The sequence below is a fragment of the Buttiauxella gaviniae genome, assembly GCF_040786275.1.
GTDB lineage: Bacteria > Pseudomonadota > Gammaproteobacteria > Enterobacterales > Enterobacteriaceae > Buttiauxella > Buttiauxella gaviniae_A.
The window spans coordinates 3,345,417-3,359,065 of record NZ_JBFMVT010000002.1 but is presented as its reverse complement, the minus strand read 5'-3'; the positions used below and the strand labels follow the sequence as shown (position 1 = coordinate 3,359,065).

13 protein-coding genes are annotated in these 13,649 nt (G+C 51.0%); 9 read left to right on the top strand and 4 right to left on the bottom strand.

Going from position 1 to position 13,649, the window contains the following annotated elements:
- Positions 1–54: 54 nt before the first annotated feature.
- The gene (ompX, locus tag AB1E22_RS16145) at positions 55–561 is read right to left on the bottom strand and encodes an outer membrane protein OmpX (protein WP_367596249.1); all 507 of its coding nucleotides are present in this window, start codon (positions 559–561) and stop codon (positions 55–57) included.
- Between the two features lie 369 nt (positions 562–930).
- Here ompX and rhtA point away from each other — a divergent pair, with 369 nt between their 5' ends.
- From rhtA to ybiO, 6 genes are all read left to right on the top strand, one after another.
- Complete coding sequence (gene rhtA, locus AB1E22_RS16140) at positions 931–1,818, top strand: threonine/homoserine exporter RhtA (RefSeq protein WP_367596248.1); 888 nt, start codon at positions 931–933, stop codon at positions 1,816–1,818.
- A gap of 111 nt (positions 1,819–1,929) precedes the next feature.
- A complete protein-coding gene (gene dps, locus AB1E22_RS16135; protein ID WP_367596247.1) occupies positions 1,930–2,433 on the top strand; it encodes a DNA starvation/stationary phase protection protein Dps in 504 nt (167 codons plus the stop codon).
- A 362-nt stretch (positions 2,434–2,795) separates the two neighbouring features.
- Positions 2,796–3,542, top strand: a complete 747-nt coding sequence (gene glnH / locus AB1E22_RS16130) for a glutamine ABC transporter substrate-binding protein GlnH (RefSeq protein ID WP_367596246.1) — start codon at positions 2,796–2,798, stop codon at positions 3,540–3,542.
- Positions 3,543–3,627: 85 nt separating this feature from the next.
- Positions 3,628–4,287, top strand: coding sequence for a glutamine ABC transporter permease GlnP (glnP, locus tag AB1E22_RS16125; RefSeq protein WP_367596245.1), 660 nt, complete (start codon positions 3,628–3,630; stop codon positions 4,285–4,287).
- Positions 4,284–5,006 carry a glutamine ABC transporter ATP-binding protein GlnQ gene (gene glnQ, locus AB1E22_RS16120; protein WP_367596244.1) on the top strand — a complete coding sequence of 241 codons (723 nt, stop codon included), beginning with the start codon at positions 4,284–4,286 and terminating at the stop codon, positions 5,004–5,006. Before glnP ends, glnQ begins: the two co-directional genes overlap by 4 nt.
- A gap of 215 nt (positions 5,007–5,221) precedes the next feature.
- Positions 5,222–7,477: a mechanosensitive channel protein gene (gene ybiO / locus AB1E22_RS16115; protein ID WP_367596243.1), complete on the top strand. Its 2,256-nt coding sequence runs from the start codon at positions 5,222–5,224 to the stop codon at positions 7,475–7,477.
- Here the strand turns inward: ybiO and rlmF are convergent, their stop codons facing one another.
- Complete coding sequence (gene rlmF, locus AB1E22_RS16110; protein ID WP_367596242.1) at positions 7,478–8,419, bottom strand: 23S rRNA (adenine(1618)-N(6))-methyltransferase RlmF; 942 nt, start codon at positions 8,417–8,419, stop codon at positions 7,478–7,480.
- A 92-nt stretch (positions 8,420–8,511) separates the two neighbouring features.
- Here rlmF and AB1E22_RS16105 point away from each other — a divergent pair, with 92 nt between their 5' ends.
- From AB1E22_RS16105 to ybiJ, 3 genes are all read left to right on the top strand, one after another.
- Positions 8,512–9,138: a flavin reductase family protein gene (locus AB1E22_RS16105; protein ID WP_367596241.1), complete on the top strand. Its 627-nt coding sequence runs from the start codon at positions 8,512–8,514 to the stop codon at positions 9,136–9,138.
- 178 nt (positions 9,139–9,316) lie between these two features.
- Positions 9,317–9,577: a DUF1471 family periplasmic protein McbA gene (gene mcbA, locus AB1E22_RS16100; RefSeq protein ID WP_367596240.1), complete on the top strand. Its 261-nt coding sequence runs from the start codon at positions 9,317–9,319 to the stop codon at positions 9,575–9,577.
- A 376-nt stretch (positions 9,578–9,953) separates the two neighbouring features.
- Positions 9,954–10,214, top strand: a complete 261-nt coding sequence (gene ybiJ / locus AB1E22_RS16095; protein ID WP_367596238.1) for a DUF1471 family protein YbiJ — start codon at positions 9,954–9,956, stop codon at positions 10,212–10,214.
- A gap of 120 nt (positions 10,215–10,334) precedes the next feature.
- Here the strand turns inward: ybiJ and ybiB are convergent, their stop codons facing one another.
- Both ybiB and dinG read right to left on the bottom strand, forming a co-directional pair.
- Positions 10,335–11,303, bottom strand: a complete 969-nt coding sequence (gene ybiB / locus AB1E22_RS16090; protein WP_367596237.1) for a DNA-binding protein YbiB — start codon at positions 11,301–11,303, stop codon at positions 10,335–10,337.
- A 14-nt stretch (positions 11,304–11,317) separates the two neighbouring features.
- Entirely contained in the window at positions 11,318–13,477 is a 2,160-nt protein-coding gene (gene dinG, locus AB1E22_RS16085) for an ATP-dependent DNA helicase DinG (RefSeq protein WP_367597384.1), read from the bottom strand.
- Between the last annotated feature and the right edge of the window lie 172 nt (positions 13,478–13,649).

Sequence of the window (13,649 nt, the reverse complement as noted above, 5' to 3'; positions counted from 1 at the left end):
TATAAAAAAATCCGCCACTTGGGCGGATTTTTATTTTCACTCGTTAAAGTGAAATTAGAAGCGGTAACCCACGCCTGCGATCCAGGTGCCAACATCAACGTTACGGATGCGGCTCTGCTCGTAGGAAACGTCCAGAGCAACGTTTTCAACTGGGTTGAACTGCAGACCTGCGCCGTAGGAGAAACCGTAGTCGCTTGAATCAGCTTTGTCTTCAGCAGCAGTTGCCTGTGCTTTACCGTAACCAACACCCACTACACCGTAGATGCTTGCCCAGTCGTTCAGACGGTAAGCTGGACCCGCAGTGATGCCGTAGTATTGTGCTTTGCTGTAGACGCCTTCTTCAGAGCGGTTTTTCTCGGTGTAAGTGAAGGAACCGATGTAACCCAATGGGGTGTCGTTTTCGTAACGATATTTCAGGTTGAAACCGCTAGCTTTGTTAGCAACGCCCTGCATATCGCTCTGAGCGTAGCCACCAGTTACGGTGCTAGTTGCTGCAGATGCGGTACCAACGGAAACGGCCAGAACACAAGCCAGTGCTGAAAGACATGCAATTTTTTTCATAAACCACCTCAAATGTGCTTCAAGTAACTTCTAAGTTTTTAATATATCAAAAATGTGTACGAAACTCTGCGACATTTACGTTGTCTAACGAATCCTTTCATGTAACAGAACATTTCCATTACATTGCAGGCCATTCAAATTGCGAGCTTTTTATTAAAAAGCGCCACAATTATTGGCGTGAAGACTACCCTCGTCATCCAGATAATTCTTAAACTTAACTGAACAAATCTTAATCGATCACCCACTTATAGTACTGCATTAGGCCATTATTTTTTTCAATGAATTCTCAACCAGCCATAACTTAATCATTTACACTGGGGTTACTTTTATATTCTTGACTTAACTAGACACTGACTGACAGGAAGCAGGATGCCGTTATCGCCACGTAAGACCCCCGTTTGGTTGCCTATCGTTGTTCTTTTGATTGCCATGACTTCGATTCAAAGTGGCGCATCACTGGCAAAATCATTATTCCCTCTTGTCGGCGCACCGGGCGTAACCGCGTTGCGCCTGGCTCTAGGTACCTTGATTCTGGTAATTATTTTCAAACCGTGGCGCTTACGTTTCAAAGCGGAGCAGCGCATTCCGCTATTGATGTATGGCCTGGCTTTAGGCGGCATGAATTATCTGTTCTATTTATCTATTCAGACAGTGCCGCTTGGCATCGCCGTAGCGCTGGAGTTCACCGGCCCCCTTGCCGTGGCGCTATTTTCGTCTCGCCGGGCAGTCGATTTTGTCTGGGTGATTTTGGCCGTACTCGGTCTGTGGTTCTTGCTGCCACTGGGGCAGTCTATTTCCCACGTCGATTTAGCCGGCGCAGCCTTTGCACTGGGTGCCGGGGCTTGCTGGGCGATTTACATTCTGTTTGGGCAAAAAGCAGGTGTCGATCACGGCCCGGCTACGGTCGCTTTTGGTTCATGCATCGCCGCCGTCATCTTCGTGCCAATTGGCGTATTACAAACCGGGGATGCACTGTGGCACTGGTCGCTTCTGCCGCTTGGCCTTGGCGTAGCGGTTTTATCAACGGCGCTGCCCTACTCGCTGGAAATGATTGCCCTCACCCGTTTACCGACGCGAACATTCGGCACGCTGATGAGTATGGAACCCGGACTGGCGGCGTTATCCGGTATGTTATTCCTGGGTGAGCACCTCACTCTAGTGCAGTGGCTTGCATTGCTTTCAATCATTGCTGCATCGATAGGATCGACGCTTACCCTCAAGCGCGAAACGCAGATTACCCCCATAGATGTGAATTAGCTTTTATAGCTATTTGTCTGATAGTTATTACCTTCTCCGGTGAGCCTGAGATCCGGTGCTATACTTATTTCCGGTAATTCATTGGACATAACATCAAGAGGACGAAAGATTATGACTACCGCTAAACTGGTAAAAACCAAATCTACTAATCTGCTGTATACCCGTAACGATGTTGCAGACAGCGAAAAAAAAGCCACCATCGAGCTGCTAAATCGCCAGGTCATCCAGTTCATTGATTTGTCGTTAATTACCAAGCAAGCGCACTGGAACATGCGTGGTGCTAACTTTATCGCCGTTCATGAAATGCTTGACGGTTTCCGCACCGCACTCACTGACCATCTCGACACCATGGCAGAACGCGCCGTTCAACTCGGAGGCGTAGCACTGGGGACCACACAAGTCATTAACAGCAAAACACCGCTGAAAAGCTATCCGCTTGACATTCACACCGTTCAGGATCACCTGAAAGAGTTGGCGGATCGTTACGCTATTGTGGCAAATGATGTTCGCAAAGCGATTGGCGAAGCTAAAGATGAAGACACCGCCGATATTTTGACCGCCGCCTCGCGCGATCTGGATAAATTCCTGTGGTTTATCGAGTCTAATATCGAATAATTGCTAGCAGCTTGTTATCACACCCTCCCGTTTAGGGAGGGTGACTGCACTCTTTTAGCGCATTAAATTGTTTATCCTTAGCGCACAAGTTACTCATTTGTAATAATCACTTCACACAATCGTTAACAGACGATTGTTTTATCGCCTTAATCTGCGGTAAAACTACTCTCCGGGTTCCCCTCTAAAATCACGCACCAAAACTGGGCACCATAACAGTGCATCGCAACAGGCTTGCAACCATTATTGTGCAATGTTACATATTCACATCCTTGCAAAACAGTAAGTTGAAAAGTTGGCATGATTTTTTCATGTAGCGGCTTACTGATGCAGGGGATTGCCCCATGGATAAACAAGGAAATGCTATGAAGTCGATTTTGAAAGTTTCACTTGCTGCGCTCACCCTGGCTTTTGCGGTTTCTTCCCATGCCGCTGACAAGAAACTGGTCGTTGCGACCGACACCGCATTCGTTCCTTTCGAATTTAAACAAGGCGACAAATACGTCGGTTTTGATATCGATTTATGGGATGCCATCGCGAAAGAATTGAAATTAGATTACACCCTCAAGCCAATGGATTTCAGCGGCATCATTCCTGCTCTGCAAACCAAAAACATTGACCTGGCGCTGGCGGGTATCACCATCACCGACGAACGTAAAAAAGCGATCGAATTCTCTGATGGCTACTACAAAAGCGGCCTGTTAGTGATGGTTAAAGCGGATAACGACGCGGTTAAAAGCGTAAAAGATCTCGACGGCAAAGTGGTTGCAGTGAAGAGCGGCACCGGTTCTGTTGATTACGCGAAAGCTAACATCAAAACGAAAGATCTGCGTCAGTTCCCGAACATCGACAACGCCTACATGGAACTGGGTACCAACCGCGCTGACGCGGTTCTGCACGATACGCCAAACATTCTGTACTTCATCAAGACCGCAGGCCAGGGCAAATTCAAAGCCGTGGGCGAATCTCTGGAAGCACAGCAATATGGTATCGCATTCCCTAAAGGCAGCGACGACCTGCGTACTAAAGTGAACGGCGCGCTGAAAACCCTGAAAGAGAACGGCCAGTACAACGAAATCTACAAAAAATGGTTCGGCACTGAACCAAAATAATAAATCTAAAATGATTTAAGTAAGACCTCGGGGGCGGCTTTCGCCCCTGCTATTTTTGAACCACGGTACACAATAGGAATTAATCATGGAGTTCGACTGGAGTGCCATCTGGCCTGCAATCCCGCTTTTGATTGAAGGCGCCAAAATGACGCTGCTAATTTCAGTCATTGGCTTGTTTGGCGGCCTGATCATTGGCTTAGTAGCTGGCTTCGCCCGTACTTACGGCGGCTGGATTGCCAACCACATCGCATTAGTGTTCATCGAAGTCATTCGCGGTACGCCGATTGTCGTACAGGTGATGTTTATTTACTTCGCATTGCCGATGGCAATCCCTGACTTGCGCATCGACCCGTTCACCGCCGCTGTCGTGACGATTATGATCAACTCAGGTGCCTACATTGCGGAAATTACCCGCGGCGCCGTGCTGTCGATTCATAAAGGTTTTCAGGAAGCAGGTCTGGCGCTCGGTTTGTCTAAACGCGAAACCATTCGCCATGTGATTATGCCGCTGGCGCTGCGTCGTATGCTGCCGCCATTGGGTAACCAGTGGATTATCAGCATTAAAGATACCTCGCTGTTCATCGTCATCGGTGTGGCTGAGTTGACCCGTCAAGGGCAAGAGATTATTGCCGGTAACTTCCGTGCGCTGGAGATTTGGAGCGCCGTTGCGGTCTTCTATCTGATTATTACTTTGGTGCTGAGCTTCGTGCTGCGTCGCCTTGAAAGAAGGATGAAAATCCTGTGATTGAATTTAAAAACGTTTCTAAGCACTTCGGCAAAACCCAGGTGCTGCACAATATCGACCTCGACATTAAACAGGGCGAAGTGGTGGTTATTATCGGGCCATCCGGTTCCGGTAAATCTACGCTGCTGCGCTGCATCAACAAGCTTGAAGACATCACCAGCGGTGACCTGTTTGTTGACGGGCTGAAAGTAAACGACCCGAAAGTCGATGAGCGCCTGATTCGTCAGGAAGCAGGCATGGTGTTCCAGCAGTTCTACCTGTTCCCGCACCTGACCGCACTGGAAAACGTCGCCTTTGGGCCGATTCGTGTCCGTGGCCTGAAGAAAGAGGCTGCCGATCAACTGGCGAAAGAGTTGCTGGCGAAAGTGGGTCTTGCCGAACGTGCGCACCACTATCCGTCAGAACTCTCCGGTGGTCAGCAACAGCGTGTGGCGATTGCCCGTGCATTGGCGGTTAAACCGAAAATGATGCTGTTTGATGAGCCAACCTCAGCCCTCGACCCGGAACTGCGCCACGAAGTATTGAAGGTTATGCAGGATCTGGCCGAAGAAGGCATGACGATGGTTATCGTGACGCACGAAGTGGGCTTTGCCGCCAAAGTTGCCTCGCGCCTGATCTTCATTGATAAAGGCCGCATCGCTGAAGATGGCAATCCACAAGAGCTGATTGAGAACCCACCAAGTCAGCGTTTGCAAGAATTCTTGCAGCACGTTTCGTAATTTAGTTTGAGCATAGCGCCACTGCCTTTGGGTAGATGGCGCTACGCTTATCTGCCCTACGAACAGCCCTGTGTCGTATTTTCTGTAGCTAGGGTAAGCGCAGCGCCACCCGACATAACATTCCGCATTACCAGATAATTCCCGTTTTCCTGCCCGCCGCGCCCAACTCTCTATACTTATCTCTTTGCCTGACTTTCTCAGCCTGGAGGAGCGCCGTGCCGTGGATCCTGTTACTGCTATGCAGCCTGCTTAGCTTTCAAACCCAAGCGGTGACGCTTCCCGCCGCTGTAGCCGCAACGTCTACCCAAAACGCCACCACTCCACCCGCTGAACCTAATCTTGAAGAAAAAAAGAAAGCCTATTCGGCACTGGCAGATGTACTGGATAACTCGCAGTCGCGTAACGAACTGATTGATCAATTGCGCAAAGTGGCCGCCACGCCGCCGCCAGAACCGGTACCCGCCATTGTTCCTCCGGAGCAACTCAGCGAGGACAAAACGGTTCTCGAAAACGTGACCGACGTGAGCCGCCATTACGGGGGTGAACTGGCGCAGCGTTTCGCTCAACTGCACCGGAACATCACCAACGCCCCGCACAAAGCGTTTAATCCCCAAACCTTCTATAACGCCCTGACACATTTCACGATGCTCGTGGTCAGCGTTTTCGCCTTCTATCTGGCGGTTCGCGCCTGTATGACGCCGGTCTGGTCACGCATGGGAAAATGGGGGCGCAAAAAGAATCGCGACCGTTCAAGCTGGTTCCATTTGCCGCTAATGATTATCGGGGCATTTATTATTGATTTGCTGTTACTGGCGTTGACGATTTTCGTCGGGCAAATTTTCAGCGATATGATGAACGCCGGAAACCGCACCATCGCCCGTCAACAAGGGTTATTCCTCAACGCTTTTGCGCTTATCGAATTTTTCAAAGCGATATTGCGATTGATTTTCTGCCCACGTTTCCCTGATCTACGCCCATTCCCGGTGACCGACCAAAGTGCCCGATACTGGAATTTCCGCCTCGCCGGATTAAGCAGCCTGATTGGGTACGGCCTTCTGGTGGCGGTACCGATTATCTCAAACCAGGTGAACGTCCAGGTGGGGGCCATTGCCAACGTCGTGATTATGCTGTGCATTACGCTCTGGGCGCTGTATCTGATTTTCCATAATAAGCGCCCTATTCAGCAGAGTCTGATTCAGTTAGCCGACCGCTCGATGGCCTTTTTCAGCCTGTTTATTCGGGCTTTCGCCCTGGTCTGGCACTGGCTGGCGAGCGCCTATTTTATCGTTCTGTTTTTCTTCTCGCTTTTTGACCCGGCTAACAGCCTGAAATTGATGATGGCCGCTTCGCTGCACAGTCTTGCGATTATCAGCATTGCCGCATTTATTTCGGGAATGCTTTCGCGTTGGTTGGCGAAAACTATCTCCCTTTCACCTCAAGTGCAGCGTAATTACCCCGAACTGCAAAAGCGCCTTAACGGCTGGATTTCTGCGGCGTTAAAGCTCGCGCGGATCCTGACGGTCTGCATCGCGGTGATGCTGCTGCTCAACGCCTGGGGTTTGTTTGATTTATGGGGGTGGATTGCGAACGATACCGGCGAGAAAACCATCGACATACTGATCCGCATCGTTCTGATTCTGCTCTTCTCAGCCGTCGGCTGGACCCTGCTGGCAAGCCTGATTGAAAACCGTCTGGCATCTGATATTCATGGCCGCCCGATGCCCAGCGCGCGTACCCGTACGCTGCTTACTTTATTCCGTAACGCGCTGGCGGTGGTGATAAGTACGATTACCATAATGATTTTGCTTTCGGAAATTGGCGTTAATATTGCGCCGTTACTGGCCGGGGCGGGCGCGCTGGGGTTAGCCATCAGCTTTGGGTCGCAAACCCTGGTGAAAGATATTATTACCGGCGTCTTTATCCAGTTTGAGAATGGCATGAATACCGGAGATTTAGTCACTATCGGGCCGATTACCGGGAGCGTTGAGCGCATGTCTATTCGTTCGGTGGGCGTGCGTCAGGACACCGGGGCTTATCACATAATTCCGTGGTCATCGATCACCACCTTCGCAAACTTTGTGCGCGGTATTGGGTCGTTTGTGGCGAACTACGATGTGGACAGGCAGGAAGATGTGGATAGAGCTAACCGCATTCTGAAAGAAGCGGTATCGGAATTGATGGAGCAAGAGGATATCCGCAAGCTGGTGATTGGCGAACCGTCGTTTGCAGGCATCGTCGGGCTAACTAACCAGGCGTTTACGGTGCGAGTTTCATTCACCACTCAGCCGTTAAAACAGTGGTCAGTGCGGTTCGCATTGGATGGGATGGTAAAAAAACACTTCGATGCCGCAGGGATTCGGCCGCCGGTACAAACGGTGCAGGTGATGCAGCCCGGTGCGGATGCCGCTCAGGCGCTTCAGGACTCACAGGCAGCAGCGGGCACGCTGCCACCGGCGAACCCTGGCATATAATTATTTATAACGCGTAGCGGCCCAACGAGCGCGTTGTGCGTCGTTCATAAAGGTCCAGGCAATGAAACGGCTCTGTTTCTGCCCCTGGGCCATCTCTTTCTTCACCACCTTCTCCACGCCCGCTTCCTGCAGCACACGATAAATCAGCGGCAAGTTTTCCCCGCGTGAAACCAGGGAAGTAAACCATTGCACCTGGCGGCCAAATGCTTTGCTCTCGTTTGCCATTTGGCTAACGAAAGCGACTTCGCCTCCTTCACACCACAACTCTTGCTCGCGCCCACCGAAGTTCAATGCCCCGTTCTTATCCTGGCCCAGATTCACGCGTTTACGCTCGCTACCGCTGCGTGCTGCCTGCGCGGAGTCATGGAAAGGCGGGTTGCAAAGGGTGGCATCAAACATTTCATTCTTATGAATCACACCTGGCAAAATCGCGGTCGGCGTTTTCTGACGACGCAGACGAATCAGGCGTGAAAGCCCGGGGTTTGCGTCAATAATTGCCGTTGCGTTACGCAAGGCTTCGGCATCCACATCGGTGCCGGTAAAACGCCAGCCGTATTCATGCTGCCCGATTAACGGATAAATACAGTTCGCGCCAACACCCACATCCAGGACTGAAGCCTGAGAAGGCACCACGCCATCGTTACCTTCCGCCAGCAAATCGGCCAGATGGTGAATATAATCGGCGCGCCCTGGCACCGGAGGGCAAAGAAAACCTTCTGGAATATCCCACTGCTGCACACCATAGAAATGCGCCAACAACGCCTGATTCAGCGCTTTCACCGCTAAAGGGTCGGCAAAATCAACCGTGGTATCGCCATGCGGACCGTGGCGTAAAAACGCGCTAAGCGCCGGGCTACTTTGCGTCAGCGCCGGGAAATCATAACGGTTACGATGGCGGTTTCGGGGGTGCAGACCCGGTTTAGTGGTGGCTGGGGTTTTCATTGCGGCTTCTCCTTGTGTGGGCGCGTAAGATACTCTGTGAAGGCTGCGGGGTAAATACACCGCGCCAATTTCACCACTGAAGCAGAGGTTTTATGTCCGCGAAAAGATATTACTACGAACCTGCCGATGGGCACGGTTTGCCACATGACCCGCTCAACGCCATCATCGGCCCACGTCCTATCGGCTGGATTGCCTCATACGATATGCAGGGAAACCGTAATCTGGCCCCGTACAGTTTTTTTAACTGCTTTAATTATCGCCCGCCAATTATTGGCTTCGCCAGCAGCGGCTGGAAAGACAGCGTACAAAATATTCTTGAGACGAAGGAGTTTGTCTGGAACCTCACCACGCGTGAGCTGGCAGAGCAAATGAATGAAACCTCCGCTTCCCTCCCGCGTGGTCAAGATGAATTTGCCCGCGCCGGATTAACGCCCGTGGCCGGTCGCAAAGTCAAAGCGAGCCTGGTGGCGGAAAGCCCGGTCAATTTTGAATGTCGCCTCTCTCAGTGTATTCAGCTCACAGGAGCCGACGGAAACGCTATTGATACCTGGCTGGTTTTAGGCGAAGTGGTCGCGGTACACATTGATGAAACGCTGCTTAAAGACGGCATTTACCAGACTGCGCTGGCAAAACCGGTGTTAAGAGCGGGCGGTCCATCCGCTTATTACACCATTGATGAAGCCCATCGCTTCGATTTAATTCGCCCTGACGCACGATAAAATCAGCAAAATCATAAGCCTGTATCTCTATGATTTGTAAGATTTTCGTCAAGTAATGTTGTTCAAAAAATGAGCATAAGTCAGTCAATTTTTTGCGGCTTTTAATTATCACAATACACCTACACTTTTAGTGCTGATGATTGTTTAAATCAGCCCCCAAAGTGATGAGGATGTGATTATGAAAAAATTGCTGTATTTTTCTGCGGTTGTCACTCTTGCAGCATTACCGTTTGCTACCATGGCAGCTCAAGAATTGACTGACACCAACACCGGTCAGCTCCGCCCTGCAGGCACCGTTTCTGTTACTGGCGCGGCAAACCTTGACGATCTGCAAACCAAGCTTGGAGAAAAAGCGAAACAAGAAGGTGCAAAAGGTTTTGTTGTTAACTCTGCTAGCGGTGAAAACAAAATGTTCGGCACCGCGACTATTTATAAATAGTCTCAAAAGTCTATTTCCCGGGTATTTGTCATAACGGTTTCCTCTACAGGAAGCCGTTATTTTATTGTGCGTTATAAAAGCTTAAATGAGCAGAACAGGCTAAAAAGAGCGCGCAAGCGATTGCAGATCAGAGCAGACCAGCGATGGCAAAAAGTGTAGCAAAAGATGCGAAAAACGAAGCGGCATAGCCAAACCAGAAACCAGATTGATAATTCGCTCACTAATCATCACTTATTTCAATGATTTAACTTAACGTCAAAAATTTTGAATAAGGCGGTCAATTCTATTCGATTTATTCTTCTGCTTAAAAGTGTGACCATAATCACATCGACGCAACAACGTCACCTTAAACAGAATAACCTGCGAGAAATTAACTATGAAAACCATCAAATATGCTGTAGCCGCCATCGCCCTTTCTACTCTTTCTTTCGGTGCTTTTGCTGCACAATCCATCAGCCCATCTCAAGCTCAGAACTTAAATAAAGTGGGTGTGGTTTCTGCGGACGGCGCAACAACACTGGACGGTCTGGAAGCAAAACTGGCTGATAAAGCACAAGCTGCGGGCGCAAAAGCCTATTCAATCACTTCTGCTAACACTAACGGCAAAATGAGCGGTACTGCAGTTATCTATAAGTAATTCCTGCTGTATTGCCTTGATTTAACCCTCATATTGGAGCTCTGCTCCACCCTGTTTCACTCCGTTGTACCCCTTGTTGCCCGCGGCCAATTACCGCGGGTATTTTTTTGCCCTTTTTAATCAGAATGTCTGATTAACGCGGGCCACTCCCTCTTCAAGCGTCGCAACTTCACCCGTAGCCACCAGACAGCAGGCCATTTGCGTTCTTAATGATTGTGGGATGGGTTCAACACCTGTCACACACCGTTCAATCCAACGCGCGGTGACTTCCGGGTCTTTTCCGTCTGGCAAAATGATTTCATCGCCGCTGACTTCCGTCTGGCGCTCGCTTACTACGCGCGCACCCTGGCTATCGATAAGCGTAATCTGCGGGCAGCGCTGCGGGTTGGCATAAACTTCCCCTTCAGTGCCATGCATTAGCAGGCCGCGCCCGCCGATGTCTGCAAAGAACTTCGCCACTTTCGGGACATACTCCGGGTGGGAAACGCTGGCAAGCCGCAGAGCCGCATCTTCTGCAAATGGCGTCGCCAGTTTGGCAAGCGTGTGCGCGCTGTTACGCACGCCCATACGCCAGCGCATGGCGAGCTGATCTTCCATCGGGGGGCAAAGCGCGCTGACTGGAATATACACCGGATGATGCGAATCAAGTTTGGCTTGCGCCTGGCCCGCATGTAGCGTCGGCTCAATGCCCATCAGCGTAAAAATAGTTTCGGTCAATACGCGCGAGGGATCGTGGCTCACGCCATGCACCACGACAGGAAAACCGAGTCGATTAAGCAGCACGGCTAGCAAAGGCGTTAGGTTGGCCTGTTTGCGCGCGCCGTTATAGGAAGGGATGACGATGGGCATCGGCTTGTTGACCGGCGGCGTCAGGGAGATCAGGTGATGCTTCATCGCGTCATAGAAACCGAGCATTTCCGCCTCGCCTTCACCTTTGATGCGAAGCGCAATCAGTACGCCGCCAAGCTCCAGCTCCGGCACTTCGCCTCTGAGCATATGGGCGTATAAACCACGCGCGGTGTCAAAATCCAGATCGCGAGCATGGTTCTTACCGCGCCCGACTTCTTTGATGATCTTACGGTAGTCCACTCAAAATCTCCTTTCTATTTCTTGCTGACACGTTTGCGCCGCACCGTCTTTTTCGGTGTGGTATCAATCATTTTAGCCGCTGGCGCTTCTGGCTGGCTGATGGGAAACACCGGCAATGCACCCAGTAAACGGTGACCATAATTTTTGGTCAACAAACGGCGATCATAAATCACCACCTCACCATAACAGCCGTGGCTACGAATTAAACGCCCAACTTGTTGAATAAGATTAAATGAAGCGCTCGGTAGGCTCTGGACTTCAAAAGGATAGCGTTTCAGGGTTTTTAGCCACTCGCCTTCGGTGAGCACCACCGGGCTGTCAATGGGCGGGAAGGCAATTTTATGGATATGCACCTGGCTGAGTAATTCACCCTTTAAATCCAGGCCTTCAGCAAAAGATTGCAGACCGACCAGCACACTGGTTTCGCCTTGTTCCACGCGTTTGCGATGCGTTTCCACCAGCCGATAGCGCGGCTGATCGCCCTGCACCAGCAGTGTCAGGCGCAAATCGGTGACGTGGGTCAGAAACACCTGCATCGCACGGTTGCTGGCAAAGAGCACCAGCATACCTTTGTGCTCACCCCTGGCAAGTTCGGCCCTGAAAAACGCAGCCATTTCAGCCAGATGCTGCGCTTCGTTTTCCATCGTCGGTTCAACGGTAAGCCGCGGGATAACCAGTTTACCCTGCTCGACATGGTTAAACGGTGAATCCAGGGCGATAAACCTGTCGCCCGCTTTTTCGCTCAGGCCACTCATCTCTTGCAAACGGTCGAATTTGTTGAGCGAGCGCAGCGTGGCAGAAGTGACAATGACATGCGGCACATTGCGCCAGACCAGTTTTTCGAGCTGATCGCTGACGCGTATCCCCACGCAATGGAAGAACAGATGCGGCTGGCCCTCACGGATTTCGCGCGTCACCCATTTTGACACCGGCGCACCGGATGCCTGGTCCATCGCCGAAAGCCGCCAGAGTTTGCTCTGCGTTTCGAAATAACCCAGCGCGCGGTTCATGTGTAATAGCGAGCGATGCAACCGCACAATATCGTGAGTCCCGGTTTTTTCGCTGAGATCGTTTAGCAACGCTTCTGAAAGGCTCCGTAACCCTTCCATGAGTTTTGCGAGGCGCTTGCAAATCTCCATAATTTCACCGGGCAAAATCCCCATCTCAAAGCGATGCTCGGCTTCTTGTTCACCCGGCAACCACAGCGACACAATGCTACTGAACGAGTTCAGCAGTTCATAAATTTCATCGCAATGATTCGTCAAACGCTCCGGCACGGTGAGTGGTGGCGGGCTTTTCGGGCGGAACTGCGCCATGCAGGTTTCCACCAGTTTCGTGAACAAATCAAGCTGCAAACGGCTGTAGCCCGGCGTGACTTCCGCACTCATTTCCAGCGCGTCACGGGCCACATCAGGCAGATGGTGGCCTTCGTCTAAAATCAGCAACAGGTTTTTGGCTTCGGGCAGAACCGCATCGCTTTCCATGGCGGCCATCACCAGCGCATGGTTCGCCACCACCACTTCCGCATCATCAATTTCACGCCGCGCCACAAAGAACGGGCATTCACGATACCAGTGGCAATTACGTCCCAGACAACTGGCTTTATCCGTACTTAGACGACGCCATAAATCATCATCGATGGAGTGCGAAGTGTGATCGCGCAGGCCGTCCCATTTATAGGCATCAAGATCGGTTTTCAGCTTCGCGCAGCGCTGCTGCTCATCTTTGCTGGTGGGGGCGAGTTCATCTTCCAGAAAAGCCAGCAGATCGCCCTGCGAGACGTTATCCGTCGCCAGCGCGGCGAGATTACGCGGGCAAACATAACGCCCACGTCCAAAAGCGGCGGTAAATTTTAGATCGGGGATAATTTTGCGCAGCAAGGGCAAATCTTTACTGAAAATTTGATCCTGAAGGGCGACGTTTGCGGTGCTGACCACCAGCGTTTTTTCTTCCCCGCGTGCAATTGCGATGCCGGGAATCAGGTAAGAGAGGGTTTTCCCCACGCCGGTTGGTGCCTCAATCGCCAGATGGCGGCCTTCGTCACCCGCGAGCGTTTTCGCCACTTCGGCAATCATTTGCCGTTGCGGTGGGCGCGGAATAAAGTCCGGGATCTGCTGCTGTAGCGCCTTATACCAGGCGGCGATTTGCGCTTTTTGCGCGGAGGACAAGGCCATAAAACCCACTTTCACTGTATAAACAGCCACTATTCTCCCATTTTTTGCGACAGGGCTGTATTGTTTTTATCAGTTTTCCATCGACACGTTTTTATCAAATGTCGATAAAACTCGATTTTTTAAACATATCGCCTTGATCTGTTTATGGCATCGACATATAACAGGAACATGT

What these genes read in the sequence shown, in the direction of transcription:
- ybiJ (WP_367596238.1), top strand. Translation starts at nt 9,954, where the DNA reads ATGAAAACCATCAAATATGCTGTAGCCGCCATCGCCCTTTCTACTCTT.
- mcbA (WP_367596240.1), top strand. Translation starts at nt 9,317, where the DNA reads ATGAAAAAATTGCTGTATTTTTCTGCGGTTGTCACTCTTGCAGCATTA.
- AB1E22_RS16105 (WP_367596241.1), top strand. Translation starts at nt 8,512, where the DNA reads ATGTCCGCGAAAAGATATTACTACGAACCTGCCGATGGGCACGGTTTG.
- glnP (WP_367596245.1), top strand. Translation starts at nt 3,628, where the DNA reads ATGGAGTTCGACTGGAGTGCCATCTGGCCTGCAATCCCGCTTTTGATT.
- ompX (WP_367596249.1), bottom strand. Translation starts at nt 561, where the DNA reads ATGAAAAAAATTGCATGTCTTTCAGCACTGGCTTGTGTTCTGGCCGTT.
- glnH (WP_367596246.1), top strand. Translation starts at nt 2,796, where the DNA reads ATGAAGTCGATTTTGAAAGTTTCACTTGCTGCGCTCACCCTGGCTTTT.
- rhtA (WP_367596248.1), top strand. Translation starts at nt 931, where the DNA reads ATGCCGTTATCGCCACGTAAGACCCCCGTTTGGTTGCCTATCGTTGTT.
- dps (WP_367596247.1), top strand. Translation starts at nt 1,930, where the DNA reads ATGACTACCGCTAAACTGGTAAAAACCAAATCTACTAATCTGCTGTAT.
- rlmF (WP_367596242.1), bottom strand. Translation starts at nt 8,419, where the DNA reads ATGAAAACCCCAGCCACCACTAAACCGGGTCTGCACCCCCGAAACCGC.
- dinG (WP_367597384.1), bottom strand. Translation starts at nt 13,477, where the DNA reads ATGGCCTTGTCCTCCGCGCAAAAAGCGCAAATCGCCGCCTGGTATAAG.